We start from the raw sequence: 26,971 nt of genomic DNA, 5'->3' as shown, positions 1-26,971 counted from the left end.
GTGCGGACGGCGACCGTGCGGACATCGGCTGCGGGACGTCTCAGATGAGGCCGAGCGCGCGGACCGCGTCGCGCTCCTCCGCCAGCTCCTGGACCGAGGCGTCGATACGGGCGCGGGAGAACTCGTTGATCTCCAGGCCCTGGACGATCTCGTACTTGCCGTCCTTGACGGTGACGGGGAAGGAGGAGATGAGGCCCTCGGCCACTCCGTACGAACCGTCGGACGGGATACCCATGGAGGCCCAGTCGCCCTCGGCGGTGCCGTTGACCCAGGTGTAGATGTGGTCGATGGCGGCGTTGGCGGCGGAGGCGGCCGACGAGGCGCCACGGGCCTCGATGATGGCGGCGCCGCGCTTGGCGACGGTCGGGATGAAGTCCTCGGCGAGCCACTTCTCGTCGTTGACGACCTCGGCGGCGTTCTTGCCGGCGACCGTGGCGTGGAAGATGTCCGGGTACTGGGTCGCGGAGTGGTTGCCCCAGATCGTGAGCCTCTGGATCTCGGAGACCGGGACGCCCGTCTTCTTCGACAGCTGGGTCAGCGCGCGGTTGTGGTCCAGGCGGGTCATCGCGGTGAAGCGCTCGGCCGGGACGTCCGGCGCGGCGGCCTGGGCGATGAGGGCGTTGGTGTTGGCCGGGTTGCCGACGACGAGGACCTTGATGTCGTCCGCGGCGTTGTCGTTGATGGCCTTGCCCTGCGGCTTGAAGATGCCGCCGTTGGCCTCGAGGAGGTCACCGCGCTCCATGCCCTTGGTGCGGGGGCGGGCACCGACGAGCAGGCCTACGTTGGCGCCGTCGAAGGCCACGTTCGGGTCGTCCGTGATGTCGATGCCCTGAAGGAGCGGGAAGGCGCAGTCGTCGAGCTCCATGGCGGTGCCCTCGGCGGCCTTCAGCGCCGGCGTGATCTCCAGCAGGCGGAGCTTGACCGGCACGTCCGCGCCGAGCAGCTGGCCGGAGGCGATGCGGAAGAGCAGGGCGTAACCGATCTGGCCGGCCGCGCCGGTGACGGTGACGTTCACGGGAGTGCGGGTCATGGCGTTCTCCGTATGACAGCTGGCGGTGGGGCGTCCCCGCCCCGTGGGACGTACAAATGATCGATCTCTTGGCGTCAAGAGAGATCGGTGGTCAGGCTACCGCGCATCCGGGATCCCGGACGGCCGGGGTTCGTGTGGCCCACCCCACAAGTCGCTTTCGCGGGCCGGGCCCCACGAAGAGGCGGCCGCCGGTCCGGGAGAGGGGGAGGACCAGGGCGGCCGCCTTGTGGGGGTGCCGGGCCGGGAGGGGGTGTCGATCTCCCGGGCGGGCCGGACTCCCGTGGGGGTACTGTCCGCCTGCCCCGGAGTTCGGCAGGCATTCCACTTACACCGTGATTACTTTTTCGGTAGCACGGATTACGGGGAGTGACGGGTGATCAGGAGGGGGCGGGCGTACGGCTGCCGGCCGGTGGGGGCGGGTGGGGGCCGGTCGCGCGGTCCTCGCGCCCCTTGGGGCGTCGGCGCGCCCCGCCTCCGCCCTGCCCCACTCCGCCCCACCGCCCCCTCCAGCCCCGCTACCCCGTGCAGCCCTTCTGCCCCGAAGCCAGCGTCGCGCAGGCCGTGGCCTCGCCCGCGTCCCTCACGGTGATCATCTGGGTGTAGGCGATGTTGTCGCCGGCCGCCTCGATGGCGGCGGTCTGCTTGGTCCTGCCGACCGTGACCTGGACCTCGTCGCCCTGGGCGGCACCGGTGATGCGGGCCCAGGCGGCCTGGCAGGTCTTGCTGTAGCGGACCTCGACCCTCGTGGTGCCCACCGTGGCCTCGTCGGTGGTCCGTACGAGGCTGCCGATGCACCCCATGGTCTCCGGGTCCTTGCCGTCGCAGTCCTTGCCGCTGCACTTCACCCCGGCCGGGAGGTCGGGATTGGTGCCGATCGAGGTCGACGGGGAGGTGGGCGGCTTGCCCTCCGCTTGGTCCTTCCCGTCACCGTTGGTGAGGAAGAAGGCCGCCGCGATCACGACGAGCGCGCCGACGGCTCCGGCGAGGAACATCGTCACGCGGCGCTTCGGCGAGGAATCGCCGTCGTCGAGGCGGCCGCCGCCGCTTTCCGGCGGACCGAAGACACCGGACGGGACCGAGGCGCCACCGGCCCCCTGGGCACCACCGGGAACCGCCGCGCCGGCCGGGACACGGGACGAGGACGCGGACGACGCCGACGATGCCGACCCCGAGGAAGCCGAGGACGGCGACCCTCCGGCCGGCCGCGACGGCGAAGACGACGGCACCGAAGTCGATGGCGACGACGCCGAGGGGCCCGACGGTGGCGTGGCTCCCCAGCTGACGCGCGACGCGCCGCCGGCGACCGCACCCGAGCCGCCGACTCCGCCGTACGGCGAGGCGGAGGAAGCGGCGGAGGAAGAGGAGGACGGTGACGAGGGGGACGGCGTGACCGAACCCCCGTACGGCGCGCGCGAGGTGCGCTCGCTCGACGAGCGCGGCTGCGGCGGGACCGTCGGCGAGACGCCCGCCGGGCCCGCCACGCCCGGTGTCGCGGTCGCGCTGCGGCCCGCCCTGCCGTTCCTCCCGCCGCCCTTGACGGTGGACTGGCCGCCCGTCTCGCCCAGGGCGGCGCGCGCCTGGGAGATACGGATCGCTTCCATGGTCATGTCGTGGCGCATCTCCGAACGGCTCCAGGCACGCTCGGCCAGCTCCCACATGGTGGTCAGATGGACGGGATCGGTACCGGTCACCTCGGCCAACGCGACGATCGCGCCTTTCGGCGCGAGCAGTCTGCCGTTGAGATACCGCTCCCAGGACGTCTTGCTGTAGCCCGTGCGGTCGGCCACCGCTGCGATGCTCAGTCCACCGCGGTCGACGAGCCGACGGAGCTGGCCCGCGAACTCCCTTACCTGTGGATCGAGTTCATCGGGCAAGGCCCTCCAACGAGGCATTGCTTCCCCCCTCATTCCCCCGTACGTCTCTGCACTTTCCCCCCGTGCCCGCTATCCCTGTGCCGCGCATGATGCCCTCGCTGAATCCTGGTCCGGGACCTGGCCCGGGGCCCTCTCCGGAGCCCTGTTCCGGCCTACCCACTGGGATGCGCCCGGTCGGGATGTCAGTTCCCTGAAAAGGGGCGCACGGGAGCATTTCGGGCCGAATCATGCGCCGCCGCACGCCCCCCAACCGGTCTGCGGTCCAGTGTCCCACCGACATCCCGGATTTCCGGGCGGAATTGCAGGTCCCCGCGTGGGACATCCCGAACCATCCCAAATGTTCACGTTAGCCCTGGTGTTGGGCGGCCGGACGGCACATCCTCGAACCTGTCAACACATCGACACAACGACCACACATGCACCGCCACACGAGTCGAACGGGTGCTCGTGCGACCCATGTGCGTCCGTGAAGGTCGAAGGTCAACGGAGACCAGGGGGATCACATGCAACACAAGGCCAGGCTGCTGCTCGCGGCCGTCGCCGTGACGGCCTCGGCCGGGCTCGCGCTCGGCGTCGCCGCTCCGCTCGCCACGGCTTCCGGGCCACACGTCGTCGACGGCTCCGGCGCCGCGTACAACGACTGGGGCGACGAGGGCACGCTGTCCGTCAACACGCACTCCAAGAGCAACGCGACGCGGCTGTGGCAGAGCGTCCTGTACGCCGACGGCGCCAAGTGGAAGGACTCCGGCGGGAATCTGCACACCTTCACCGAGTGGGACATCGACGGGCTCTTCGGCTGGAAGACCCGCTCGGCGACCAAGTACTGGCAGGCCCAGGAAGACCTGGAGGACGTAGACGGGATCGTCGGCAAGGAGACCTTCGGACAGGCCGACAGCTTCCTGGACGGGCCGTACAACGACGGCAAGGTGACCTACGCGGGCCTGGCGCACGAGGTGGACTTCAAGCGGCTCGACGGGGACTACTACGTCAGGATCGGCTCGAAGTGGAAGGTCGCCGCGTACGACTGGCGCGGCTGAGGGATCTGCCGTCGCGGGCCGGTGCCGGCGGATTCCGCCGGCACGGGCCGGTGACGGCCCATCCCGCCGACGCCGACCGGTGACGGCCCATGCCGCCGGCGCCGGCCGGTCCGCCGACCGAGGTCGACATGGTCGACCTCCGGGGCGCTCCGCGCGACACCGGGCGAGGGCCGTCACGACAACGTGACGGCCCCTATCAGCGCGGCGGCGACGAGGGCCAGGGCGATCAGGACGGCGAGGGCCGCGTAGAGGGCGACGCGGCCGGGCGGGCGGGGGTTCGGTTCGTCGGCGGGGGTGTCCCACCAGGGGAGCGTGGGATCGTCCTCGTACGCCTCCGAGCCGGCCTCCGCCGCCGCCCGCTCCCCCGCCCCCGCGGTGTTCGGCGGCTGGGACGGGGGCACGGTCTGGGGTGCCGGGCGCGGCCAGGCCCGTACGGCCAGTTCCCAGCGCACCCCGAAGCGTTCGGCGTCCTCCCCGGCGACCCGGCACAGGGCGGCGACCGCCTGCCGGGGCGGGGGCTGGGTGCCGTTGAGATACCGCTGCCAGGAGGACTTGCTGTACGCGGTACGCGCGCCGAGCGCGACGAGACTCAGTCCCGTGCGGTCCTTCAGCAGGCGCAGCTGCTCGACGAAATGCTGTACCTCCGGGGGGAGTTCGTCCGGCAGCGGCTGCCAGGCGCTCATCGGCTGCCTCCTCGGGGCCCAAGGGTGGGTCTGGGTCTGGGTCTGGGTCTGAGCAGGTGACGACGGTCGCGGGGGAACCGGTTCCCACCCGTACGGACGGCGGGGCCATGGAGTTCGGACAGCGCGATGGAGTGACTCGGGCGGCCTCGTGAGGCGAAGCGAAGGGCGCGATGAAGGGGCGTGCGAAGCGGCCCGCACCCCGTGTCGAGGCGACCGCGCCGGCTTCGAGCGCCGGTGACGGCATGCCGGGATGACGTCCGGGTGTCGTCGTCGTGGCCCGGTGCGGACACCTTGGCGGAATGGTCACTTCCGTGCCACAGCGGGCTGACAGGTGTTGAACGGGGCGTTCGCCGTGCAGGAACGTGGAGCGCGACGGCGGTCCGTCCTTACTCGGGGGAGGGGACGGACCGCCGTCGTGTGCATGCGGGACCGGGAGCGAGACGAAACGGCCTCAGCCCGCCTCGTCGCCCACCGTGAAGTGCAGCGTGTCCTTGAGGAACGGGATCTCCAGCAGCGGCTTCGGCTGGGCCATCAGCGCGAGGAGCACGATGGCGGTGCCCAGGACGATGTACGTGGCCATGTCGGTGAAACGGGAGCGGACGGCGAGCATGCCGACGTCCCGGACGGCCCAGCGCAGCACCGCGCCGGCGAGCAGCGCGGCCCCGATCAGGATCGTGCCGGCCCGGAACGCGTCCAGCGCGGTGAGCAGCAGCCCGAGCCCCACGGTGCACAGCACGGCGAGGATCGGCCACTGCCGCACGGGCGCGAGCGCCTCACGCGGCGCCGCCCGGCCACCGCCCTCGGGCCGCGCGGTGTCCTTGGTGAACATCGGGAACCGCCGGGTACCTCGAACAGGCTTGCCGTCGGCACCGGGCACGCTGATGTGATCCCGCACCTCAATCTCATCAGGCGCCTTGACCTCATCAGGCGCCTCGGCCGACTCAGCTGCCTCAGCCGGCTTTGTGGCCTCGGCGGGCTCACTCGTCCTGGCCGACTCAGTCGTCCTGGCCGGCTCGGTCGTCCTGGCCGCCTCAGCTGCCTCGGTCACCTCCGGCACCCCCTCCGCCCTGCCGTCAGCCGACACTGCGCTCCGCCGCCTCGACCACGTTCACGAGCAGCTGGGCGCGGGTCATGGGGCCGACACCGCCGGGGTTGGGGGAGATCCAGCCGGCGACCTCGGCGACACCGGGGTGGACGTCCCCGACGATCTTGCCCTCGGCGGAGCGGGAGACACCGACGTCGAGGACGGCGGCCCCCGGCTTCACGTCCTCGGGGCGGATCAGGTGGGCGGAGCCGGCGGCGGCGACGATGATGTCGGCGCGCTTGAGGTGCGCGGCCAGGTCACGCGTGCCGGTGTGGCACTGGGTCACCGTCGCGTTCTCGCTGCGCCGGGTGAGGAGCAGCGGCATCGAGCGGCCGATGGTCACACCGCGGCCGACGACCACGACCTCGGCGCCCTTGATCTCGACGCCGTACTGGCGGAGGAGGGTGAGGACGCCGTTCGGGGTGCAGGGCAGCGGCGCGGGCTCGTTGAGGACGAGGCGGCCGAGGTTCATCGGGTGGAGGCCGTCGGCGTCCTTGTCGGGGTCCATCAGTTCGAGGACGCGGTTCTCGTCGATGCCCTTGGGGAGCGGCAGCTGGACGATGTAACCGGTGCACGCGGGGTCTTCGTTCAGCTCCCGCACCGCCGCCTCGATCTCCTCCTGGGTGGCGGTCGCGGGCAGTTCACGCTGGATGGAGGCGATGCCGACCTGCGCGCAGTCGCGGTGCTTGCCCGCCACGTACTTCTGGCTGCCGGGGTCTTCACCGACCAGGATCGTGCCGAGTCCGGGCGTGACGCCCTTCTCCTTCAGCACCGCCACGCGGGCGGTCAGATCGGACTTGATCGCGGCTGCGGTGGCCTTGCCATCGAGAATCTGGGCGCTCATGGCCCCAATCTTCGCGGATGACCGGCGCCGGGTTCCAATCCGGTCACCTGGCGGACGCCCTCCCACCGCTTTCGGACCGGCTCGGCGGCCCGTCCCGGAGCGGGTGGCGGCCGGTGTCCGAGCGCTCGGCGGCCGGTGTCCGACAAGATCCGGCCGGTGTCCGACAAGATCGGATGTGTTGCACTTGCACAACACCCGATGAATCTCCCTGGACATCCGGCCGGGCATATAAAACGATTGGGGCACAGTGCCGCGGGCACTGCCGGGGGGCGTGACCATTTCAAAAGATCAGGGCATTCCTCCGACCCGTGCCGCGCGTCCCCGCACCAGGCAACGGAGGAAACCCCGCCATGAGCTTCGGCGACCCGAACAACCCGTATGGCCAGCCCCAGCAGCAGCCGCCCGCCCAGGGTTACGGCTACCCGCAGCAGACCCCGCCCCAGCAGCCCGGGTACGGCTATCCGACTGCCCCGCCGGTCTCGCAGGGCTACGGCGGCTACCCGGGGGCGCCCGCCGTGGTCCCGGGCGGTGTGAGGGCCGCGCGCATCATGCTGTACGTCCTGGGCGGTTTCCAGGCGATCGGCGGCGTGGCGCTGATGGTGGCCAGCGCGTGGTTCGCCGACTACATCTCGGACAGCGTCTCGGGCGACCCCGCACTCTCCTCGGAGGACGCGGACACCATCGCGAACTTCGGCGCCGGCGCCTTCATCTTCTTCGGCGCGGTCACCCTGGGCTTCGCGGTCTGGGGGATTCTCACCGCTGCGAAGTTCTCCACCGGGCGCGGCGGCATCCGGATCTCCGCGATCGTCTATGCCTCGTTCGTCACGCTCTTCAGCGTGATCAGCATCCTGGGCGCCAATCTCTTCGCTCTGATCAGCCTCGCCCTCGGTGTCCTGATCATCGTCTTCTGCAGCAAGCAGGACGCCGGCCAGTGGTTCAACCGCCCGCGCCACTGAGCCGCCGAGCGCAGCGAAGGGCCGTACCCCCCGCAGGAGGGGGCACGGCCCTTCGGCGCGTTCACGCCAGACAGGCGCCGGGCCCCGGCCTGGGCCCCACGGTGTTCACGGAGCTGTCCCAGGTCTGCGTCCCGCCCGGCGGGAGCCCATAGCTGAGACCACCGGTCACGCAGTAGGTGACGCGGGTCATGTTGGTGACCTCGGTGACTTGCAGAGCCGGGTTGAACGTGGCCCGCTCGCCCTCCTTCACCAGGACCGGCTGGGTGCCCAGCAGCGGCTGGAGACACACGTACCCGGTCTGGCAGATCACCACGGCCTCGTCCTCGGCGGCCGCCGCGCCGCCGCCCCCCGTACCGAGTGCCACCGCGAGCACCGCCCCGACGACGGCGACCCGGCGTGACCGACTCGACCTGTTCCGCATGACTGACCCCCTGAGTCCCGAGCGTTTGGGTTGCCCCTCGACCCTCGCAGCGGAACGCACGCCTCTGCACCGGGGTATCGGCCATTCCGCATACCCACGCCACAGATGTCACGAAGGTGACGACATCTGCCGCTTCCTCCAGGAAACGCCGTCCGTGCCGGACCTGTGGCACTTCCCGCCCCTCCGCGTAGCCTGACGCGTCCATGCCTGCCTCGGGGGAGGAACCAGTCATGCACAGCATCATCGTCGTGCCCGTGGACGGAGAGCGTCCGGGCGCACAGATCCGACTCGCACCGAGCGAGTCCCTGTCCTTCGGCCGTACGGCGCGGCCGGGCACCCCACATCTGACCATCGCGCACGAGGGCGTGTCCCGGGAGGCGGGACAGATCACGGCCACGGGCGCCTACTGGACGCTCAGCAATCTGAGCCGCGCGCAGACCTACGTCGTCGAGAACCCGGAGGGCGCCGGCGAGCACATCAAGATCGCGCCGGGGCGGCTGGACGCGCCGGTGCCGTTCGAGTTCTCGCGGGTGGTGCTGCCCGCCGGGAACGAGTTGCTCAGCTTCGACGTCTGGGCCCCACGCCATGACTTCCTGGACCACGTCGGCCCCTGCGACGGCTCGCCCACCGCGTCCGCGTTCCCGCTCGACCGGGGCAAGCGGTACTTCCAGGTGCTGGCCGCCCTGTGCGCCCCGCGCCTGAGCGGCGAACCGCACGCCGCGCTCGCCACCGCCGACGAGCTGGTCGAACTGCTGCGCCCCGCCTGGCCGTCGGTGTCCCGCACCGCCGTGCAGTGGAACATCGACTATCTGGCCGTCAAGTTACGCCTCAAGCCGGCCCCGGAGTCCGCGCCGCCCGGCGGCCCCCGCCTCAACGGCAAGAAGGACCGCCTCGTCTCCCTGGCCCTCCGCTTCGACCTCGTCCACGAGGCCGACCTGGCCCTGCTGAAGGGCGGTGCGGGCCGATGAGTACGCAGGAGCCGTACGCCGTGCCGGTACCGAAGGGCTATCGCGTCGGTGCCTGGGAGGTCCGCGAGCCGCTGGCCTCCGGCGCCTTCGGGACGGTGTACGCCGCCCGGTGCGCGGAGCCGGCCGAAGGACTGCCCGCCGAGGCGGCCCTGAAGTTCCACCCCACCGGCACGCGCACCCCGCGACAGCTGCGCCACCTGCGCGAACTCGCCGAGCGGGAGACCGAGTTGCTGCGCCGCCTCCAGCGGCCACGGCTCATCCGCATGTACGAGACGCTCACCGTGGACGACCCGTCGGACCCTCTCCTCGACGGCGCCTCCGTCCTCGTGCTGGAACGCGCCGAGGGCTCGCTCGACCAGCTGATCGACCGGCTGGCCGGGCGGTCGCGGGGGCAGCGGGCCGTCGCCCTGCCCGGCGGGCCCTCGCTGCTCGCCCAGATCTGCGAGGGGGTCGCCCACCTCCACCACGCGGGCTGGGTGCACGGCGACCTCAAGCCCGCCAACGTCCTGCTGATGGCGGACGGTTCGGTACGGCTCGCCGACTTCAACCTGGCCGCCGAGATGGACGGCACCCACGCCTACTCCCCCGCGTTCGCCACCCCCGACTACACCCCGCCCGAGCTGCTCTGGGCCGAGGTCGGCGAGCACGGCCACCTCACCCGCCCGACCGCCGACGTCTGGGCCTTCGGCGTCCTCGCCCATCTCGTCCTCACCGGCGGCCCGCCCTTCCCGGGCGCCACCCCGCCCGCCCGCCGCGACGCGGTCCTGCGCTACGCGAGGGGCCGGGAGGAGCTGCGGCTCTCCCCCGAACTGCCGGACGCCTGGCGGCAGATCGTCACCGACTGCCTCGCCCCGACCCACGCGGCCCGCGCCCCGCACACCGCGTCGTCCCTGCTCCGCCGGGTCGAGACGGCCGCCGGCGCGGCGCGCTCCCCACGGCTCCCCCGTCTCCGGCCGAGGCGCGGCCCCCATCCGGCCGTCCTCGGCGGGCTGGCCGCGCTCACGCTCGTCTCCCTCGCCGTGGCCGGCCTGCTGGCCCTGCGCGAACCCGCTCCCCAGGGGTACGCGCGCTGCGACCGGGGCGACGTCTGCTTCTTCACGGAGGCGGACGGACAGGGCGAGATGTGCGCCTGGTACGAGTACGACGACGACTGGCTGGGCGGGATCATCACCTGCGACTGGGCGAAGGACACCAGGCCCAGGTCGGCCTTCAACAACGGCTACTCCGGCGACCCGCACGACGACGTCAGACTCTTCCGCGAGCCGAACCGGAAGGAACCGTTCGGCTGCGTCCAGGAGAACACCAAGGTCAACTATCCCGACGGCCTGGTGCTCCGCTCCCACGAGTGGGTGGCGGCGTGTTGAGCGGACCCCCGTCGAGCCGGTGACCCTGTGACCTTCGAGGTACCGGAGTCAGGGCCGCGCGCAGATGCTTGAGGCGTTCCCAGCAAGCACAGCAAGCACCGAAACCAACGGGGAAGACGGGGAAACGGGGAAACGAAGATGACGACCACAACGACGACAGCCATGCCCGCACGCCGCAGGACGGCCGTCGCGCTCGCCGCGACCGCCCTGGCGCTCTCCTTCGGCCTGGAGGCCGGCGGCACGGCCATGGCGGCACCGGCGTCGGCGACCGCGGCGGCGAAGCCGAAGTTCCAGATGCCGTTCAAGTGCAACACGCACTGGCAGATCAACACCTGGGGCCACAACCCCGCCATCGACATGGTGGTGAAGGGGAACACCGGCTCCTCCGGCAAGCCCGTCTACCCGGGCTACAAGGGCAAGGTGGTCCAGGCCTACACCAACAAGGGCGCCGGGAACGTGATCCTCATCAGCCACGGCGGCGGCTGGTACACGGCGTACTACCACCTGAAGGACAAGCCCACCAAGTACGTCAAGGTGGGCCAGAGCGTCGCCGCGAAGAAGCAGATCGGCCGGATCGGCGCCACGGGCAGCAACAGCGGCGACTGGGCGCACCTGCACTACGAGCAGCGCTACCTGGCCAAGGGCACCCCGACCGAGAAGCACCGCAAGCCGGTGCACTTCAACGGCAAGTCGTACACGGGCAAGAACAAGCAGTGGAAGGACGTCGTCAGCAAGAACTGCTGACCCGGCACGGCCCGCCGGACCTTCTCCGGCGGGCCGTTCCCGGCTCCGACCGCACGGTAGTCTCTCGTCAACTCACGTTGCCCATGGGACCGTTGAGGCAGCTCGCGACTGGAGAGAACACCACCCTGGGGACCCATGCCAGACCAGCGGCCCGGACCGCCGCCGTACTCCCCGGCGTCGGGTGACGCCGCGCCGGAGCAGACGGGCGCGACCCCGCTGAGACGGTCGGACCCCGGACGCCTCGGACCGTACGTACCGCTGGGGCTGCTCGGCAGCGGCGGGATGGGCGGGGTGTATCTGGCGCGGCCGGCCGACGACAGCCCCGGGCTGGCGGCGGTGAAGGTGATCCGGCCGGAGTACGCCGAGGACACGGAGTTCCGGCGCCGGTTCCAGCGTGAGGCGGGAGTGCACGACCGGGTCCGTACGCCGTACGCGCCCCGGTTGCTCGGCACCGGATTCGAGCCCGAGGACGAGAACGGTCACGAACTGCTGTGGATGGCCACGCAGTACCTGCCGGGCGTCGATCTCACGGACGCGGTCCGCGACTGCGGCACGCTGACACCCGGCGCGGCCTGGCGCCTGGTGGGCGAACTCGGCGGGGCACTGCCGGCGCTGCGCGGTACGACATAGCGAACGGCCCGCGTCGGCCCCGCTCCGGTCGCGTACGGCGAAGGGCCCGTCGGTGTGTCCGACGGGCCCTTCGTCCTGTGCCCTCAGCGGGGCGGCAGCGGTATCAGTGGAAGAAGTGCCGCGTGCCCGTGAAGTACATCGTCACGCCTGCCTTCCGCGCGGCCTCGACGACCAGCTCGTCACGGACCGACCCGCCGGGCTGCACCACGGCCTTGACGCCGGCCTCGGTGAGGATCTCCAGCCCGTCCGGGAAGGGGAAGAAAGCGTCGGAGGCGGCGTACGCGCCCCGCGCCCGCTCGGCCCCGGCACGCTCGACGGCGAGCTTCGCGGAATCGACGCGGTTGACCTGACCCATCCCGACACCCACCGACGCGCCACCCTTGGCGAGCAGGATCGCGTTGGACTTCACCGCGCGACAGGCCTTCCAGGCGAACGCCAGCTCGGCCAGCTCGTCGGCGGAGAGGGCGTCCCCGGTCGCGAGGGTCCAGTCGGCCGGGTCGTCGCCGTCGGCCTGGAGCCGGTCGGTCACCTGGAGCAGCGCACCGCCGTCGACGGGCTTCAGCTCGACCGGGGCGGCGGGCGCACCCGGGGCCTTCAGCACCCGGATGTTCTTCTTCTTGGCGAGGGCCTCCAGGGCCCCCTCCTCGTAGTCGGGCGCGACGATGACCTCGGTGAAGATCTCGGCGACCTGCTCGGCCATCTCCTTGCTGACCGGCCGGTTGACCGCGATCACGCCACCGAACGCCGACAGCGGGTCACACGCGTGCGCCTTGCGGTGCGCCTCGGCGACATCCGCGCCGACCGCGATACCGCAGGGGTTCGCGTGCTTGATGATCGCGACGGCCGGCTCGTCGTGGTCGTACGCGGCACGGCGCGCGGCGTCCGTGTCCGTGTAGTTGTTGTACGACATCTCCTTGCCGTGCAGCTGCTCGGCCTCGGCCAGGCCACCGGTCCCGGAGACGTACAGCGCGGCGGGCTGGTGCGGGTTCTCGCCGTAGCGCAGGGTGTGCGCGCGCTCCCAGGTCGCCCCGAGGAAGTCGGGGAACTGCGAGTCGTCGGCGGGGGCGTACGAGGACGCGAACCAGGAAGCCACGGCGACGTCGTACGCGGCCGTGTGCTGGAAGGCCTCGGCCGCGAGCCGCTTGCGGGTGGTGAGGTCGAAGCCGCCGTCCTGCACGGCCGCGAGGACGTCGGCGTAGCGGGCCGGGCTGGTGACGACCGCGACGGAGGGGTGGTTCTTGGCGGCGGCGCGGACCATCGACGGGCCGCCGATGTCGATCTGCTCGACGCACTCGTCGGGGGTCGCGCCCGAGGCGACGGTCTCCCGGAACGGGTAGAGGTTCACGACGACGAGGTCGAACGGCTCGACGCCCAGGTCGGCGAGCTGCCGCCGGTGGTCCTCGAGCCGCAGGTCGGCGAGGATGCCCGCGTGCACCTTGGGGTGCAGGGTCTTGACCCGGCCGTCCAGGCACTCGGGGAAGCCGGTCAGCTCCTCGACCTTGGTGACGGGGACGCCGGCGGCGGCGATCTTCGCGGCCGTGGAGCCGGTGGAGACGAGCTCGACACCGGCCTCGTGCAGCCCGCGCGCGAGCTCCTCCAGCCCGGTCTTGTCGTAGACGCTGACGAGCGCCCGGCGAAGGGGCCGCTTGTTGATGTCGGCGGTCACTGGATAACTACCTTTCGTCCCTCAATGCGATAGCCGTTGCGGGCGAGCCGCCCCACGACATCGACGAGCAGCCTTCGCTCGACTTCCTTGATGCGCTCGTGCAGAGCGCTCTCGTCGTCCTCGTCCCGGACCTCCACCACGCCCTGCGCGATGATCGGCCCGGTGTCGACGCCGTCGTCGACGAAGTGGACGGTGCAGCCGGTGACCCTGGCGCCGTACGCGAGCGCGTCCCGCACCCCGTGAGCCCCCGGGAAGCTGGGGAGGAGCGCCGGGTGGGTGTTGACGAACCGCCCACCGAACCGCGCCAGGAACTCCTTCCCCACGATCTTCATGAACCCGGCGGAGACGACGAGATCGGGCTCGTACGCGGCGACGGCCTCGGCGAGCGCCGCGTCCCACTCGTCACGGGTCCCGTGGTCCTTGACCCGGCACACGAAGGTCGGCAGCCCGGCGCGCTCGGCCCGGGCGAGCCCCTCGATGCCGCCGCGGTCGGCTCCGACGGCCACGATCTCGGCGCCGTAGGCCTCGACGCCGGTCGTCGCGATGGCGTCCAGCAGCGCCTGGAGGTTGGTGCCGGATCCGGAGACCAGCACGACGAGGCGCTTGGCCACGGGCTTGGCGGCCACGATGGGGCCCTTTCTACGGGTTCTGCGGGGAACGTTCAGGTCTGCCGAAGGTGCACTTGTGCATTCATACGAATGCTTTACGTCCCCTGATACGGGGAAGTCTACGAAGCGGCCGACCGCCAGCAACGATACCGGCACACCGGACGGCCCCCGTGGGACGGGGGCGTGGCCGCGAGGTAGCGTCTGCGAGGAGTGGGCTCGGGAACGCGGTCGGTGTGTGGGGCGTTCACGGAGTGCCGGCTCATGCGCAACCAGTAGATTTCACCGCCGAGCACACCTCGGAGTCCACCGCCGAGCACGCCTCCGAGTTCACCGCCGTATCCACCGCCGTATTCACCAAGGGGAAGACGCACTCCTGATGCCGGACCGCAGCCTCCGCCTTCCTTCGCTCCTGCTGCGCGAGCGGAGTTCCTCGCCCACGCCTCCGCGCGAGAGCGAGGACGCCCCCGAGCAGTCCGGGCAGCCCGGGCGGGGCCAGGGCTCAGGTTCTTCGGACGACAATCCGTTCGCGCCGCCACCCGAAGGCGCGCCCGACCGGCCGTGGCAGCCGCGCCGGCCCGACGGCCGGGATTCCGGCGACGGAGCGGGCCACGGCGGTGGCCACTCGCCGTGGGGCAGTCAGTGGAGCGACCGGCAGCCCGGCCGCTCGTCCGGCGGACCCTTCGGCGAGCGTCCCGGTGGCCAGGGCGGACCGGGTGGCCAGGGCGGTCCGGGCCAGGGCCCCGAGGGCGGACCGGGCAGCGGACTGCGCTGGGACCCGACGGACCCCGCCCAGCGCCGCGCGCGGTACTCGCTGCTCTGCGGCATGTGGGCCTTCTTCTTCGCCCTCTTCGCCTGGCCGTACGTCGCCCTGCTGCTCGGCTCGCTGGCCGTGTACTGGGCCGTCAGCGCCCTGCGCGCCAAGCCCGGCACCCCGGACCCGGCCCGGCCTGCGGCCCCCGAGCCGAGCGGTCGCCCCCAGAAGACCGCGGCCATCAGCGGCCTGGTGACCTCCACGATCGCCCTCGCCATCGTCGCCATCACCTTCACGGCCCAGTTCGTCTACCGGGACTACTACACCTGCGTCAACGACTCCCTCACCACCGCCTCCGCCAAGTCCTGCAAGGAACTCCTGCCGGAGGGGCCTCTGCGGGAGATGCTCGGCGCGCAGTAGACGCCCTTCACCTCGCTCTGCTCGCTCCGCTTCGTCAGACGACCTCCCCGGGGTGGGGATCGGGCGTGACTTCGGGGGCGGGCACGGAGTCATCGGGCGCGGAGTCATCAGGCTTCGAGTCATCGGGATCGGAGACAGGGGTGCGCTCGTTCTCGGCCCGGCCCGTCGTGGGGATCTCACGCACCGCCGCCCAGCGGGCCGCACGGAAGGCCGGGTCCCAGACGGGCGGGGGTGCGGGGACGATGGACCCGTAGGCGTAGGGATCCAGGGCGTCGTACGGTGCGAGGGCCTCGGCGTCGTCGGCACTGGAGCCCGTGGTGACGCTCGGGCCCGAGCCGGGGCCGAGACCCCGGCCGGAGCCTGCGCCGGCGCTCGCGTCGAGGGCGGTTGTGGGGTCGGTCCGGGTCCGCGGTGCGGCCGGACGCCTCTTCGCACCGGAGAGCCACGCGGGCAACCGGCGCGAGCGCCTCGTAAGGGGCTCGGGCTGCGGGACGAGGGCGGACGCCGTTGGCTGCTCCGGGGCTCGGGAACCGGTTCGGGGCTCGTCCGCTGTTCCGTCCGCGGTTCCGTCCGCCGCCCCGCCCCGCCCGCCGGGCCCACCCGGAAAGTCCTCGGCGGCTGCCGCCCGCAGGTCGCCCGGGAGTTCCCCACCCACGGTCGCCTGCGACCCACGCCGGACCACCCCGGCGCCCGCCGACTTCTGCCCCGGCTTCTGCCTCTGTCCATTCCCTTCGGCCACGGTCCCCGCCGACCGCTTCGCCGGTCCGTTCCCCTCGGTCGCAGGCCCGTTCGCCTGCTTCGCCGACCCAGCGCCCTCAACGCCGGCCCCGTTCAACCGTTTCGCCGACGCGGTCCACTCGGCCGCAGGCCCGTTCGACCTCCGCGCCGGTCCGGTCCCCTCAGCCGCGAGCGCTCCGGGCCGCTTCCCCTGCCCGGTCCCTCTGGCCACCGGCACCGCCGATGTCGTCGTCCTCCCAGCCCGCCCGATGCCGGCCGCTCCCTTCCGGGTCCGCGCGCGCAGGCGCCACCACCGCGCCGCCAACGCCACCGGCGCCCCCACCACGCCCACCCAGGCCCCGGCCGCGCCCCCCGCCTGCCACCACACCGGGCCGAAGTCGGTCAGGGCGGCGACGCCGAGGGGACCGCCGGCGAGGAGGGTGAGGAGGGCGAAGGCGGTGGCGGAGGCGAGGGCCGCGAGGAGGGCCGCGGCGGCGGTCCGTCGCGCGGACCACGGCGCCGTCCGGTCGGCGGCGGCCCGCGCCGCGATGAACCAGCCGACCGTCACCCCCGCGGCGAACGGCACCGCGCACACCGCCCAGTACACCGGTGTGCCCCCACCCCCGGGGACGGCCGCGAGCAGGGGAAACGGAGGCAGGAACGCGCCCGGAGCGGCTGCGTACAGCGGCGCGGTGGTGTGTCCGGCGCCCAGGACGAAGCCGGGGCCGAGGGCGTAGGCCGCCGCCCACAGCGCCGCGTTCGGGACGAGGGCGAGGCAGAGCAGCAGTACGGCGAAACGCCCGGACAGCCCTTCGGTGAGCTGGAGGAAGGAGTCGCGAGCCGCGGCGCCGTGCCCGACCAGGGACACGGCCACCAGCAGGGCACCCCCGCCGACGAGCACGAGCACGCCCGCCCCGGCGGCCCGTCCGGCGGCGACCGCCAGCTGCCGACGGCCCTCCGTCTCCGGCGCCCCGCCGAGGAGCGCGGGCAGGGGCAGCCGACGGCGCTCGCGCGCTGCCCACACCCCCGTGCCCGCCGCGAGCGCCGCGAGCAGCGGTACACACAGCGCGGCCCACAGCCACGACGGCCGTAGCGCGCCCCCCGAGGCGTACAGCGTGACCACCGCGCCGACGGCCGCGTATCCGAGGACGAGCCCGGCCCACATCGCACGGGCGCTCACCCCGGAGCCGTCGCCCGCGTGGTCGCGGGCCGAACGGTGCAGCAGGACCACCGGCAGGGCGAGCAGGAGGAGGGGGACGAGGCCGACCGGGGCGGGGTCGCCGGAGAGCGTGTCGATGCGGACGAGTTCCACGCCGTGGGAGAGCAGCCACAGCGCCGCCGCCACGTGCAGTGCCCCGCCGGGCCCGCTGTCCGGGTACGGCGAGCTGATCCACAGCACCGTCACGAGCGCCGTGAACACCGCGAGCCCGAGCCCCGCCGCCAGGGCCCCGCCCAGCACCCCGGAGACGAGCTCGGACGACCTGCGGCGCGCCCGCCTCAGCAACGGCGACAGTGGAGACCAAGGCGACGACGAGTACAGGGACGCCGTCGGCGCCGCGTGCCGCAGGGGCGCCCCGGGTGTCCCGGGTGTCCCGGGTGCCGTGGAGGAGGTCGACCAGCCGTGGTCGGTGGGGCGGCCCGGCCCCGCAGTCGGGTCGTTCGAGTCGGTCGCGTGCGTCACATCTGCCATGCTCCCAACGACACGCGCTTTACCGGCGTAACAAGGGATTCGTGCACGTGTCGCCCAATATGTGCTTATGTGCTTTTTCGTGCGAGGGTCGGTCCGACGGAGGTCGCTACGACGGGAGGCGATCCGGTGACCGGGCCAGGGGCCGGGACCCAGGCCGGGGACGAGGCCGCCACCGGAGCCGAGACCGAGACCGGAGCCAAGACCGGAACCGAGACCGGAGCCGGAGCCGAGGCCGGGGACGGGGCTTCCGGCGAGCCGTCGCTCCAGAGCGGGACCGAGTGGTACCAGCAGCCCCTCGGCACGGACGGCGACGCCGACAACGCCGCCGCCGATCCGGTCCCGGCCCCACCGCCCCTGACGCCCGGCCAGGCCTTCGACGCGCTCTACGCGTACTGCTCCCCCACCCTCGTACAGCAGACCTATCTGCTCACCGGGCAGCGCCGGCTCGCGCGCGAGGCGGTGGAGCGCGCCTTCCAACTCGCCTGGCAGCGCTGGCCGGAGGTGGCCGTCGACCGGGACCCGGCCGGCTGGGTGCGGGCGGCGGCCCACGAGTACGCCCTCTCCCCCTGGCACCGACTGCGTCCCCGCCCCCGCCGGCACCGCCACGAACACGAACCACAGCCGGCCGACCCCACCGCCCGTGCCCTGCTGACCGCGCTCCTGGAACTGCCGCCCCCGTACCGCCGTACCCTGCTCCTCTACGACGGTGTCGGCCTCGATCTGCCCGACACGGCCGCCGAGACGGAGGCCAGCACGCCCGCCGCGGCGGGCCGCCTCCTCTACGCCCGCGCGAGCGTCACCGCACGCCTCCCGGATCCGGTCGCACCCGACGACCTCAACCGCCTGCTGGCCGCGCTCCCTTCCGACGTCCGCCCGGGCCCCACCAAACCCGTGGCCCTCCGGGCCCGGGCCGACCTACGCGGCCGCCGCTGGATCCACGCCGCCATCGCCTTCACCACGCTTCTCCTCACCACCACCGCCCTCACCCTCCACACCGCCCCCGACCACTACGAACCCCCGGTCCCCCCAGGCGCCCCGGTCCAGGGCATCCCCCCGAGAGCGGCCCCCGGCCCCCTCTCCGCACCGCAGCAAAGACTCCGCGCCAAACTGAGATCAGACACGGCCGCCGGGCCGGAACGCCTGCACCCCGAAGTCCGCTGAGCGGTCCGCCCACGGAGACATCACTGCGGGCAGACCCGGAGACGCCAGTGGGCCCGCACCCCGGACAACGGGATACGGGCCCACAGAGGGCTCAGCCGAGCAGAGGATCAGCCGCCGAGGATCTCGCGCGCGAGCTTCGCCGTCTCGGTAGGCGTCTTGCCCACCTTGACGCCCGCGGCCTCGAGGGCCTCCTTCTTCGCGGCGGCCGTACCGGAGGACCCGGAGACGATGGCACCGGCGTGGCCCATCGTCTTGCCCTCGGGCGCGGTGAAGCCGGCGACGTAACCGACGACCGGCTTCTTCACGTTCGCCTTGATGAAGTCGGCGGCCCGCTCCTCCGCGTCGCCACCGATCTCACCGATCATCACGATGAGGTCGGTGTCGGGGTCGGCCTCGAACGCGGCGAGCGCGTCGATGTGCGTCGTACCGATGACCGGGTCGCCACCGATGCCGACGGCCGACGAGAAGCCGATGTCACGGAGCTCGTACATCATCTGGTACGTCAGCGTGCCGGACTTCGAGACGAGACCGATACGGCCCGGCTTGGTGATGTCACCGGGGATGATGCCGGCGTTCGACTGACCGGGGGTGATCAGACCCGGGCAGTTCGGGCCGATGATCCGCGTCTTGTTGCCCTTGGTCCCGGCGTACGCGTAGAACGCGGCGGAGTCGTGGACCGCGATGCCCTCGGTGATGACGACCGCGAGCGGGATCTCGGCGTCGATGGCCTCGACGACGGCGGCCTTGGCGAAGGCCGGCGGTACGAAGAGGACGGACACGTTGGCGCCCGTCTTCTCGATCGCCTCGGCGACCGTGCCGAAGACCGGGATGTCGTTGCCGTCGATGTCGACGGACGTGCCCGCCTTGCGCGGGTTGACACCACCGACGATGTTCGTGCCGTCGGCCAGCATGAGCTTGGTGTGCTTCATGCCCGTGGCACCGGTCATGCCCTGGACGATGACCTTGGAGTCCTTGTTGAGGAAGATAGCCATGGCTGTTTTCCCTCGTCCTTACTTCGCAGCCGCGAGCTCGGCGGCCTTGTCGGCCGCGCCGTCCATGGTGTCCACGCGCTGGACCAGCGGGTGGTTGGCGTCGGAGAGGATCTTGCGACCCAGCTCGGCGTTGTTGCCGTCGAGGCGGACGACGAGGGGCTTGGTGACTGCCTCGCCCCTGTCCGCGAGCAGCTGCAGCGCCTGCACGATGCCGTTGGCGACCTCGTCACAGGCGGTGATGCCACCGAAGACGTTGACGAACACGGACTTGACGTCCGGGTCGCCGAGGATGATCTCCAGGCCGTTCGCCATGACGGCGGCGGAGGCGCCACCGCCGATGTCGAGGAAGTTGGCCGGCTTGACGCCACCGTGGTTCTCACCGGCGTACGCGACGACGTCCAGGGTGCTCATGACGAGACCCGCGCCGTTGCCGATGATGCCGACCTCACCGTCGAGCTTGACGTAGTTGAGGTTCTTCTCCTTGGCCGCGGCCTCAAGGGGGTTCGCGGCCGCGTGGTCGACGAGCTCCTCGTGGTCGGGGTGGCGGAAGTCCGCGTTCTCGTCCAGGGAGACCTTGCCGTCGAGGGCGATGACGTCACCGGAGGCGACCTTCGCCAGCGGGTTGACCTCGACGAGGAGGGCGTCCTCCTCGATGAAGGTCTTCCACAGGGTGACGAGGATGTCGGCGATCTTGTCGGCGACCTCGGCCGGGAAGTTCGCGGCCTCGACGATCTCGCGCGCCTTGGCGGGGGTCACACCCTCGTTGGCGTCGATGGGGGTCTTGGCGACCGCCTCGGGGCGGTTGGCCGCGACCTCCTCGATCTCCATGCCGCCCTCGACGGAGGCGATGGAGAGGAAGGTGCGGTTGGTGCGGTCGAGGAGGTAGGAGACGTAGTACTCCTCGACGATTTCCGGAGCGGTCTCGGCGATCATCACCTTGTGGACCGTGTGGCCCTTGATGTCCATCCCGAGAATGTCCGTCGAACGGGCGACGGCCTCGTCCGGGGTTGCGGCGAGCTTGACGCCGCCGGCCTTGCCTCGACCACCGACCTTCACCTGCGCCTTGACGACGGACTTGCCGCCCAGCCGCTCGGTGATCTCGCGCGCCGCCTCAGGCGTGTCGATGACTTCACCGGCCAGCACCGGTACACCGTGCTTGGCGAAGAGGTCCCTCGCCTGGTACTCGAACAGGTCCACGCGCTTCCGTCCCTATCAGTGATCGCGGTTCGTCTGATGCGTGGGCGTGCCGCGAAGGGCAACGTGACGTCCGCCGAGAGTCACAAGGGAGGCGCACACGGTGTCCGAGCGCGCGGCATGTCCGTCTCGCAGGTTATCGCTGCTTCCGGGAGGCCCCTAAATCGCGGGTCACACCTGAGCGGTGATACCTGTCACATGATGCCGCGCTCACTGGCACCGCGTGCCGCGTATGCGGGACCTCACCGGACGGGGGTACGTCCGGTGAGGTCCCCACGAGGCCCTTCACTGACTTTGAAGGGCCCCCGACGGGTGATCTCCTCCCCATGGGAGACCGCCCGTCACCACCCCCCGGCGTCCGCCCGGACCAGGCCGACGGCTTTCGGCTGTCCGGGTTTCAGCCGGAGGATCGGTTGTCCGTGACCGCCTTACGGGGGCGGGGGCGAGGGTGGGGGTGGGGGTGGGTGCGCCGAGGGAGAGGACACGACGTCCGCCGGAGCGGCGACATTCCCGGCTCCGCCGACCGCGTGCCCGACCGTCGTCTCGGCGTCGTCGAGGGCCGTCACGATGAAGCGGCGGGTCTTCTTGTTCATGCGTGCGTCAGTTCCTTCGGGGAGCCGGGTCCAGGGAGCCGGTGTGTGTCGGGGGGCGCGTGGGGCACGTCGTGAGGACCGGTGCCGGGATCGGATGGCGGGAGCAGGTGGCGGGATCGGGTGCCGGGCCGCGACGCGTGACGCCGCTTCCGTCGGGATCCGGGAGTCGTCGGGATCCGGGAGTCGGGGACCGGCGGCTGTGCGCCCGGCACTACAGCTCCGTCATTCCGGCGAGGTCGCGGTTCCCGCTTCGACGGGCCGACGTGCGGGGCCTCCGGAAGCCCGGCTCCACAAGGGGGAGAGGCGCCCGGACGGCGGGCGGACGTGGTCCGTCTCCGCGCGACCGGCCTGGCGGCGGAAGGAGGCCGGCCCTAGCCGGGGAACTCGGGGATGTCCCGGTGCCGGTCCCGGGTCCCGTCCGCGGCGTCGGTGGCGGGGGCGCCGGGCACGAGGCTCGCCGGCGCCGGGTCGGGAGACGCGACGGCATACGACTCGGCGTGCCGCGGCCCGCCGTTGTCGACGGCGGAGTGCCAGCCGAGGCTGCCCGTCGGAAGACCGCCGGGGTTCTGCTGCGCGGGCACCCGCACGACGGCGGAGCCCCCGACACCGACGTGCCGGTGCGGAGCCGTGACGGCCACCGCACCGCTGGCCGGCGCACCACCGGCCACCGCATTCGGCCCGTACGCGACGGAAGCCGAACGGGAAGCAGGCTCGCCGTTCCTGCCGCCGTCAACGTCTACGGTGGAGCCCGGCCTCTCGGCCCCCGCCCGCCCCGGCTCCAGCGGCGTCGCGTCGACGGGCGGCGTCTCCACCGGCAACGTGGTCCACCCGGGCAGCTCCGGCACCTCCGGAAGCCCCGGTATCCCGGGCAGCGACGTCGCCCCGGCCAGCCCCTCGGTGACCGACTCCACGAGATCACCCACCGGCACCACGACACCCTCGGCGACCGGCAGCACCACCGAATCGGTGACCGGCCGCACCACGTCCTCGACAACCGGCCGCAGAACATGCTCGGCCGCCGGCTGTACGACGTGCTCGGTGACCGGCCGCGCCACGTGCTCGGTGACCGGCCGCAGCACCGGGTCGACCACCGGCTGCACGACGTCCTCGGTGACCGGCCGCGCGACCTGCTCGGTGACCGGCTGTACCGCCCGCTCGGTGACCGGCCGCGCGACCCGCTCGGTGGTTGACCGCACCGCCCGTCCGGTGACCGGCTCGGCCACGTCCCGCGCGACCGGTGCGACGACATGCGCGCCGACCGGCGGCAGCGCGTGGCCGGCCGTCCCGGTGATCGCGGTGACGGCGGTCGGGAGAAGCGACGAAGTCGGCGTCCCCTCGGCCGCGCTCGCCCGCTCCCCGCAGAGAACGCCCAGCACGAACAGCCCACCCACCAACAGCGCCACCTGCACCAGACGGCGCCCGGCGGCCCCGCGCACCACGCGCAGGACGGCACCGGCACCGGGAAGTGCGGCTGCTGAAGTCAAAACGGGGAGGACCCTCCCGTGCGACGGAACGGCGGAGTACGGGGCGAAGATGCGCGAGATGCGAACACCCGTGTGAAGGCTGTGAAGTGTTGCCGATCCTCGCACGGGACTCCTGCCGTCGCGCAAGCCCCATGTCACCGATGCGTTCTCATGTCCGCTTTTCAACCTCCCTTGTCCGGATCACCTCCTGCCGCGGCGGTCGCGGCCCCCGTTCACCCGCGACCGGCCCCGAGCCGCGCACCCCGGCGCGGTCGAACTCCCCGGCCCCGTACACCCCTTCACGCCCGGTCAGGTATCGGCAACGGCCGCTTCTCGATCGCCGCCGCCATCACCTCCGGGAAGAGGTCGGGCGTGCAGGCGAACGCCGGTGCGCCGAGGGCCGCGAGGGCCGCCGCGTGGTCGCGGTCGTACGCCGGCGCTCCTTCGTCGGAGAGCGCGAGCAGCGTCACGAACTGCACCCCCGACGCCTTCATCGCCGCCACCCGCTTCAGCATCTCGTCGCGGATTCCGCCCTCGTAGAGGTCGCTGATCAGCACGACCACCGTGTCCGCGGGCCGGGTGATCTGCGACTGGCAGTACGCGAGTGCCCTGTTGATGTCCGTGCCACCGCCGAGCTGGGTGCCGAAGAGGACGTCGACCGGGTCGTCGAGCTGGTCCGTGAGGTCGACGACCGCCGTGTCGAAGACGACGAGCCGGGTGCTGATGGACCGCATGGACGCCAGGACCGCCCCGAACACCGACGCGTAGACGACGGACGCCGCCATCGACCCCGACTGGTCGATGCAGAGGACGACCTCCTTCTTCACCGACTGCGAGGCCCGCCCGTACCCGATGAGCCGCTCGGGCACCACCGTCCGGTACTCCGGCAGGTAGTTCTTGAGGTTGGCCGCGATCGTGCGGTTCCAGTCGATGTCGTGGTGGCGCGGCCGGTTGACGCGGGCACTGCGGTCGAGGGCGCCGGTGAGGGTGGCCCGGGTGCGGGTCGCGAGCCGCTTCTCCAGGTCCTCGACGACCTTCCGTACGACGGCCCGCGCGGTCTCCTTCGTCGTCTCCGGCATGGCCTTGTTGAGGGAGAGGAGGGTGCCGACGAGGTGGACGTCCGCCTCCACCGCCTCCAACATCTCCGGCTCCAGCAGCAGTGCGGACAGCCCGAGGCGGTCGATGGCGTCCCGCTGCATGACCTGGACGACGGAGGAGGGGAAGTACGTCCGGATGTCCCCCAGCCACCGGGCGACGGACGGCGCCGACGCCCCGAGCCCCGCCGAACGGTCCTGTGCCGCCCGCGACTTGTCCCCCTTCCCGTACAGCGCGGCCAACGCCTGGTCCATCGCCGCGTCGCGCCCACCGAGCGCGCACCCGGTCCCGTCCGCCGAGTCCCCGCCCAGCACGAGCCGCCAGCGCCGCAACCGCTCGTCGGCCGCGTCCGACTCCGGCCCTGTCGTCCCCGTCGCCCCGGTCGTCATCCGCGCGCCCCCGTCCGAGGACGGGCCCAGAGCGGCATCACCGGCACGGTCGTCGTCCGACCGGTGTCCGACCGGAACCGCTGTCCGCGCCCGTGCCCGTCCCCGGCGTCCACCGCTTCGGCGGCCTGCCTCGGCCTGCTCTGTCCGTCGGTCGTCATCCCGCCACCCCCACAAGGTCGTTGTCGTCGGCGCTGTCCCGGCCGCCGTCCAGGCCGAGCAGCAGCCGCACCACCGGCAGCACCGCGTCCGCGCGGTCGCTGTCGAACTCGTCGGCGAAGCCCGGTATGCCGGACCCGCCGGCCGTTGCGCTCCCCCGCTGCCCCGGTCCGCGCCGCACCAGCTCGCCGAGCGTCCGGCGCACTCCGGCTTCGTACGCCGAGAACGTCCGCCGCAGCAGCGGCAGTACGTCCGTGAACGCGTCCCCCGGCACCCCGGTCAGCCAGGTGTCCACCAGGCCGAGGAGCCGTTCGTCGTGGACGAGCAGCATCCCGCCGCCCGAGCCGCCGCCGACGAACCCCTCGATCCACGCCGCCGCGTCGGCGGGTGCCGTCCCCGGCGACAGCACGAGCCCCATCAGCCGGGCCGCGTCGTCCTGCGCCAACTCCCCGTCGTCCAGCAGGAGTCGTACGGCCCGCCCCCGGATGACACCCGGCACCGTGTCCCGCCCGGAGAGGACGTGGAGCACCGAGTGCCACCGGCTCCGGATGTCGCCGTCCCGTGGCGCCCGCTCCCCCGGGGCGGTGTCGCCGAGGAGCCCCACCGCCCCGTGCACGGCGTCCACATGGCGGCGCATCTCCTGTGCCGCCTCCGCGTCGAGCGCGGCGCACGCGGGCGGCAGCCCGACGAAGACGCGCTCCGCGAGTCCCGCGGCGACCTCCGCGAGCGCCCGGGTGTCGGTGGCGCGGACGTCGCCGTAGCGGAGGGAGCGGACCAGGGCAGGGAGGGCCTGGGCGAGGTGGCCGACGTCGGTGTCGAGGGCGGCTCGGTCGGCGAGGACCCTCATCACCACGGGCAGGGCGTCGGGAAGTCCGGCGAGGAGGCAGCGCTCGGCGAGGCCGGTGATGTCGGCGAGCGAACGGGCCGTGACGGCGTCGGCCTCGGCCTTGGCGGTCGTCGCCGACAGCACGGTGGTCCCCCAGACCCCGGCCTCGGCGACCCGCACCGACAGCTCCGGCTCCCAGTGCAGCCGCCAGGCCTCCCGGAAGGTGCCCGTGCTGCCGCGCGAGGTCGTCGGCTCGCCCCACTCGACGCCGAGCAGCCGCAGCCGGTGCAGCAGCCGGCTGCGCTCCGCGTCGTTCTCCTTCCGCAGGTCGAGCTCCAACTCCCGCTCCAGAGCCTCCGCCTTGAGCCGCAGCCGCCGCTGGAGCCTCGTGAGGTCCCGCTGCAGCGGCACCGCCGGCGCCGACTCGGGTACCTCTCCCAGCACATCGCCGACGACCAGTCGGTCGCGCACCAGCGACAGCGGCACGTCCGAGCCGTCGCACATCACCGCCCGTACGGCGTCGGTGGTCTCGGTCAGGCCCGGCAGCGGGCGCCCGCGCATCGCGGCGAGCGTCTCGGCCAGCCGTACCGCCTCGATGACATGCGCGGAGGAGACGATCCGGTCCTCCTCGCGCAGCAGCCCCGCCACCTTGGTCAGCCACCGCTCCACGGGGCGGTCGGGCGCGCCGAACAGATGCCCGTACCAGCCCGGTGAGTCGATGCCCGCGCCGTAACCGCCGGCCCGGGCCAGTCTCCGGTTGGTCCACGGCACCCAGGTCATGTCGGCCTTGACCTTGGGCAGCCCCTTCAGCAACGCCCGGTCGGCGACCACGGTCCGCTTCTCCCGCAGTGCGGGCACATGCCAGGCCCCGCACACGACGGCCACGCCGTCGTCCCCGAACTCCTTCTGCGCGGCCCGGATCTGCGAGCGCATGTACGCCTCGCGCACCGGATCCCGGTCACGCCCGCCGGTCCCGTACACCTCCCGGAGCGCCCCCATGGCCTCCTCCAGCACGGCGAACGGAGCGAAGACGTCCCGGCCCGTCCCCCTGTGCTCGACCACGTCCTCCCACCAGCGCTCGGCGTCGTCATACCCGGCGGCTTCGGCGAGCGCGGCGAGCGGATCGACCCGGACGGCCTCCTCCGCCGCGCGCTCGGCCGGGACCGCGGCCTCGTCCGGCGGCGCTTCCCCGGTGGCCTCCTCCGGCTGCGAGGTCGGCCCGTCCGGCTCGGCGGCGGCAGCCTCCTCCCTCCCCCAGGCGAGCGAATGCGCGGCCGGCAGGTCGATGAAGCGGGCCTGGACCCCGTGGGCCAGGGCCCAGCGGATGGCCACCCACTCCGGGGAGAACTCGGCGAGGGGCCAGAAGGAGGAGCGGCCGGGCTCGTCGACCGCGTGGGCGAGGAGCGCGACCGGGGGCCGCATGGATTCGTCGGCGGCGAGCGGAATGAGCGCGTCCGCCTCCGGTGGCCCCTCGATCAGCACGACCCGGGGCCGAGCCGCATCCAGCACGGCCCGCACCGCCCGCGCGGACCCCGGCCCGTGATGCCGCACCCCCAACAACAACGGCCCCTCTCCGGCCGCCCGGCCCACCGTGTCGGCCAGGGCGTCGCCGCCG

The 26,971-nt window shown here is 72.5% G+C and carries 23 protein-coding genes and 1 pseudogene; 9 read left to right on the top strand and 15 right to left on the bottom strand.

Going from position 1 to position 26,971, the window contains the following annotated elements:
* Nucleotides 1-40: 40 nt before the first annotated feature.
* Both OG272_RS30800 and OG272_RS30795 read right to left on the bottom strand, forming a co-directional pair.
* The gene (locus OG272_RS30800) at nucleotides 41-1,030 is read right to left on the bottom strand and encodes a malate dehydrogenase (RefSeq protein ID WP_037694352.1); all 990 of its coding nucleotides are present in this window, start codon (nucleotides 1,028-1,030) and stop codon (nucleotides 41-43) included.
* A 515-nt stretch (nucleotides 1,031-1,545) separates the two neighbouring features.
* Nucleotides 1,546-2,922 (bottom strand): DUF2690 domain-containing protein, encoded by a 1,377-nt coding sequence (locus tag OG272_RS30795; protein ID WP_405895298.1) that lies wholly within the window; start codon nucleotides 2,920-2,922, stop codon nucleotides 1,546-1,548.
* Nucleotides 2,923-3,407: 485 nt separating this feature from the next.
* Between OG272_RS30795 and OG272_RS30790 the strand changes: the two genes are divergently transcribed.
* Nucleotides 3,408-3,941 carry a peptidoglycan-binding protein gene (locus OG272_RS30790; RefSeq protein WP_326578404.1) on the top strand — a complete coding sequence of 178 codons (534 nt, stop codon included), beginning with the start codon at nucleotides 3,408-3,410 and terminating at the stop codon, nucleotides 3,939-3,941.
* Nucleotides 3,942-4,114: 173 nt separating this feature from the next.
* Here the strand turns inward: OG272_RS30790 and OG272_RS30785 are convergent, their stop codons facing one another.
* From OG272_RS30785 to OG272_RS30775, 3 genes are all read right to left on the bottom strand, one after another.
* The gene (locus tag OG272_RS30785; protein WP_327728111.1) at nucleotides 4,115-4,624 is read right to left on the bottom strand and encodes a helix-turn-helix transcriptional regulator; all 510 of its coding nucleotides are present in this window, start codon (nucleotides 4,622-4,624) and stop codon (nucleotides 4,115-4,117) included.
* Nucleotides 4,625-5,075: 451 nt separating this feature from the next.
* Complete coding sequence (locus tag OG272_RS30780; protein WP_326585655.1) at nucleotides 5,076-5,525, bottom strand: DUF3017 domain-containing protein; 450 nt, start codon at nucleotides 5,523-5,525, stop codon at nucleotides 5,076-5,078.
* Between the two features lie 172 nt (nucleotides 5,526-5,697).
* A complete protein-coding gene (locus OG272_RS30775) occupies nucleotides 5,698-6,552 on the bottom strand; it encodes a bifunctional methylenetetrahydrofolate dehydrogenase/methenyltetrahydrofolate cyclohydrolase (protein WP_326578408.1) in 855 nt (284 codons plus the stop codon).
* A 350-nt stretch (nucleotides 6,553-6,902) separates the two neighbouring features.
* Here OG272_RS30775 and OG272_RS30770 point away from each other — a divergent pair, with 350 nt between their 5' ends.
* A complete protein-coding gene (locus tag OG272_RS30770) occupies nucleotides 6,903-7,508 on the top strand; it encodes a hypothetical protein (protein WP_327728112.1) in 606 nt (201 codons plus the stop codon).
* A 61-nt stretch (nucleotides 7,509-7,569) separates the two neighbouring features.
* Here the strand turns inward: OG272_RS30770 and OG272_RS30765 are convergent, their stop codons facing one another.
* The gene (locus tag OG272_RS30765) at nucleotides 7,570-7,929 is read right to left on the bottom strand and encodes a hypothetical protein (protein WP_326578412.1); all 360 of its coding nucleotides are present in this window, start codon (nucleotides 7,927-7,929) and stop codon (nucleotides 7,570-7,572) included.
* 230 nt (nucleotides 7,930-8,159) lie between these two features.
* Between OG272_RS30765 and OG272_RS30760 the strand changes: the two genes are divergently transcribed.
* The 4 genes and pseudogenes from OG272_RS30760 to OG272_RS30745 all read left to right on the top strand — a co-directional run.
* Complete coding sequence (locus OG272_RS30760; RefSeq protein WP_326578414.1) at nucleotides 8,160-8,897, top strand: FHA domain-containing protein; 738 nt, start codon at nucleotides 8,160-8,162, stop codon at nucleotides 8,895-8,897.
* The gene (locus OG272_RS30755; RefSeq protein WP_327728113.1) at nucleotides 8,894-10,261 is read left to right on the top strand and encodes a protein kinase domain-containing protein; all 1,368 of its coding nucleotides are present in this window, start codon (nucleotides 8,894-8,896) and stop codon (nucleotides 10,259-10,261) included. Before OG272_RS30760 ends, OG272_RS30755 begins: the two co-directional genes overlap by 4 nt.
* A 138-nt stretch (nucleotides 10,262-10,399) precedes the next feature.
* Nucleotides 10,400-11,005, top strand: coding sequence for a M23 family metallopeptidase (locus tag OG272_RS30750; protein ID WP_327728114.1), 606 nt, complete (start codon nucleotides 10,400-10,402; stop codon nucleotides 11,003-11,005).
* Between the two features lie 135 nt (nucleotides 11,006-11,140).
* Nucleotides 11,141-11,620: pseudogene (locus OG272_RS30745) on the top strand (serine/threonine protein kinase); the annotation flags it as partial.
* Nucleotides 11,621-11,738: 118 nt separating this feature from the next.
* On the opposite strand, the gene purH reads toward OG272_RS30745, so the two are convergent.
* Nucleotides 11,739-13,301: a bifunctional phosphoribosylaminoimidazolecarboxamide formyltransferase/IMP cyclohydrolase gene (purH, locus tag OG272_RS30740; RefSeq protein WP_326578420.1), complete on the bottom strand. Its 1,563-nt coding sequence runs from the start codon at nucleotides 13,299-13,301 to the stop codon at nucleotides 11,739-11,741.
* Nucleotides 13,298-13,927 (bottom strand): phosphoribosylglycinamide formyltransferase, encoded by a 630-nt coding sequence (gene purN / locus OG272_RS30735; RefSeq protein WP_326578422.1) that lies wholly within the window; start codon nucleotides 13,925-13,927, stop codon nucleotides 13,298-13,300. The genes purH and purN overlap by 4 nt, the downstream gene beginning before the upstream one ends.
* Nucleotides 13,928-14,160: 233 nt before the next feature.
* Between purN and OG272_RS30730 the strand changes: the two genes are divergently transcribed.
* Both OG272_RS30730 and OG272_RS30725 read left to right on the top strand, forming a co-directional pair.
* Nucleotides 14,161-14,286 carry a hypothetical protein gene (locus OG272_RS30730; protein WP_327728115.1) on the top strand — a complete coding sequence of 42 codons (126 nt, stop codon included), beginning with the start codon at nucleotides 14,161-14,163 and terminating at the stop codon, nucleotides 14,284-14,286.
* On the top strand, nucleotides 14,286-15,080 hold the full coding sequence (locus OG272_RS30725) for a hypothetical protein (protein ID WP_327728116.1): 795 nt from the start codon (nucleotides 14,286-14,288) through the stop codon (nucleotides 15,078-15,080). The genes OG272_RS30730 and OG272_RS30725 overlap by 1 nt, the downstream gene beginning before the upstream one ends.
* Nucleotides 15,081-15,114: 34 nt before the next feature.
* Here OG272_RS30725 and OG272_RS30720 read toward each other — a convergent pair whose 3' ends face one another.
* Nucleotides 15,115-17,487, bottom strand: coding sequence for a DUF6350 family protein (locus tag OG272_RS30720; protein WP_405895297.1), 2,373 nt, complete (start codon nucleotides 17,485-17,487; stop codon nucleotides 15,115-15,117).
* A gap of 126 nt (nucleotides 17,488-17,613) precedes the next feature.
* On the opposite strand from OG272_RS30720, the gene OG272_RS30715 reads away from it, so the two are divergent.
* Nucleotides 17,614-18,648, top strand: coding sequence for a sigma-70 family RNA polymerase sigma factor (locus OG272_RS30715; protein WP_328223913.1), 1,035 nt, complete (start codon nucleotides 17,614-17,616; stop codon nucleotides 18,646-18,648).
* A gap of 107 nt (nucleotides 18,649-18,755) precedes the next feature.
* Here OG272_RS30715 and sucD read toward each other — a convergent pair whose 3' ends face one another.
* The 6 genes from sucD to OG272_RS30685 form a co-directional block, all read right to left on the bottom strand.
* Nucleotides 18,756-19,640 carry a succinate--CoA ligase subunit alpha gene (sucD, locus tag OG272_RS30710; protein ID WP_326578430.1) on the bottom strand — a complete coding sequence of 295 codons (885 nt, stop codon included), beginning with the start codon at nucleotides 19,638-19,640 and terminating at the stop codon, nucleotides 18,756-18,758.
* Nucleotides 19,641-19,658: 18 nt separating this feature from the next.
* Entirely contained in the window at nucleotides 19,659-20,837 is a 1,179-nt protein-coding gene (gene sucC, locus OG272_RS30705) for an ADP-forming succinate--CoA ligase subunit beta (RefSeq protein WP_326578431.1), read from the bottom strand.
* A gap of 425 nt (nucleotides 20,838-21,262) precedes the next feature.
* Nucleotides 21,263-21,427, bottom strand: coding sequence for a hypothetical protein (locus OG272_RS30700; RefSeq protein ID WP_327728120.1), 165 nt, complete (start codon nucleotides 21,425-21,427; stop codon nucleotides 21,263-21,265).
* 371 nt (nucleotides 21,428-21,798) lie between these two features.
* Nucleotides 21,799-22,911, bottom strand: a complete 1,113-nt coding sequence (locus OG272_RS30695; protein ID WP_405895296.1) for a hypothetical protein — start codon at nucleotides 22,909-22,911, stop codon at nucleotides 21,799-21,801.
* 278 nt (nucleotides 22,912-23,189) lie between these two features.
* Entirely contained in the window at nucleotides 23,190-24,374 is a 1,185-nt protein-coding gene (locus tag OG272_RS30690) for a VWA domain-containing protein (RefSeq protein ID WP_327728122.1), read from the bottom strand.
* Between the two features lie 154 nt (nucleotides 24,375-24,528).
* Entirely contained in the window at nucleotides 24,529-26,958 is a 2,430-nt protein-coding gene (locus OG272_RS30685; RefSeq protein ID WP_405896093.1) for a DUF5682 family protein, read from the bottom strand.
* Between the last annotated feature and the right edge of the window lie 13 nt (nucleotides 26,959-26,971).

It is taken from the genome of Streptomyces sp. NBC_00104 (genome assembly GCF_045160825.1).
Lineage (GTDB): Bacteria > Actinomycetota > Actinomycetes > Streptomycetales > Streptomycetaceae > Streptomyces.
This window is presented reverse-complemented; position numbering and strand designations above follow the sequence as displayed.

What these genes read in the sequence shown, in the direction of transcription:
- OG272_RS30800 (WP_037694352.1), bottom strand. Translation starts at nt 1,030, where the DNA reads ATGACCCGCACTCCCGTGAACGTCACCGTCACCGGCGCGGCCGGCCAG.
- OG272_RS30795 (WP_405895298.1), bottom strand. Translation starts at nt 2,922, where the DNA reads ATGCCTCGTTGGAGGGCCTTGCCCGATGAACTCGATCCACAGGTAAGG.
- OG272_RS30790 (WP_326578404.1), top strand. Translation starts at nt 3,408, where the DNA reads ATGCAACACAAGGCCAGGCTGCTGCTCGCGGCCGTCGCCGTGACGGCC.
- OG272_RS30785 (WP_327728111.1), bottom strand. Translation starts at nt 4,624, where the DNA reads ATGAGCGCCTGGCAGCCGCTGCCGGACGAACTCCCCCCGGAGGTACAG.
- OG272_RS30775 (WP_326578408.1), bottom strand. Translation starts at nt 6,552, where the DNA reads ATGAGCGCCCAGATTCTCGATGGCAAGGCCACCGCAGCCGCGATCAAG.
- OG272_RS30770 (WP_327728112.1), top strand. Translation starts at nt 6,903, where the DNA reads ATGAGCTTCGGCGACCCGAACAACCCGTATGGCCAGCCCCAGCAGCAG.
- OG272_RS30765 (WP_326578412.1), bottom strand. Translation starts at nt 7,929, where the DNA reads ATGCGGAACAGGTCGAGTCGGTCACGCCGGGTCGCCGTCGTCGGGGCG.
- OG272_RS30760 (WP_326578414.1), top strand. Translation starts at nt 8,160, where the DNA reads ATGCACAGCATCATCGTCGTGCCCGTGGACGGAGAGCGTCCGGGCGCA.
- OG272_RS30755 (WP_327728113.1), top strand. Translation starts at nt 8,894, where the DNA reads ATGAGTACGCAGGAGCCGTACGCCGTGCCGGTACCGAAGGGCTATCGC.
- OG272_RS30750 (WP_327728114.1), top strand. Translation starts at nt 10,400, where the DNA reads ATGACGACCACAACGACGACAGCCATGCCCGCACGCCGCAGGACGGCC.
- OG272_RS30725 (WP_327728116.1), top strand. Translation starts at nt 14,286, where the DNA reads ATGCCGGACCGCAGCCTCCGCCTTCCTTCGCTCCTGCTGCGCGAGCGG.
- OG272_RS30720 (WP_405895297.1), bottom strand. Translation starts at nt 17,487, where the DNA reads ATGGCAGATGTGACGCACGCGACCGACTCGAACGACCCGACTGCGGGG.
- sucD (WP_326578430.1), bottom strand. Translation starts at nt 19,640, where the DNA reads ATGGCTATCTTCCTCAACAAGGACTCCAAGGTCATCGTCCAGGGCATG.
- OG272_RS30700 (WP_327728120.1), bottom strand. Translation starts at nt 21,427, where the DNA reads ATGAACAAGAAGACCCGCCGCTTCATCGTGACGGCCCTCGACGACGCC.
- OG272_RS30690 (WP_327728122.1), bottom strand. Translation starts at nt 24,374, where the DNA reads ATGACGACCGGGGCGACGGGGACGACAGGGCCGGAGTCGGACGCGGCC.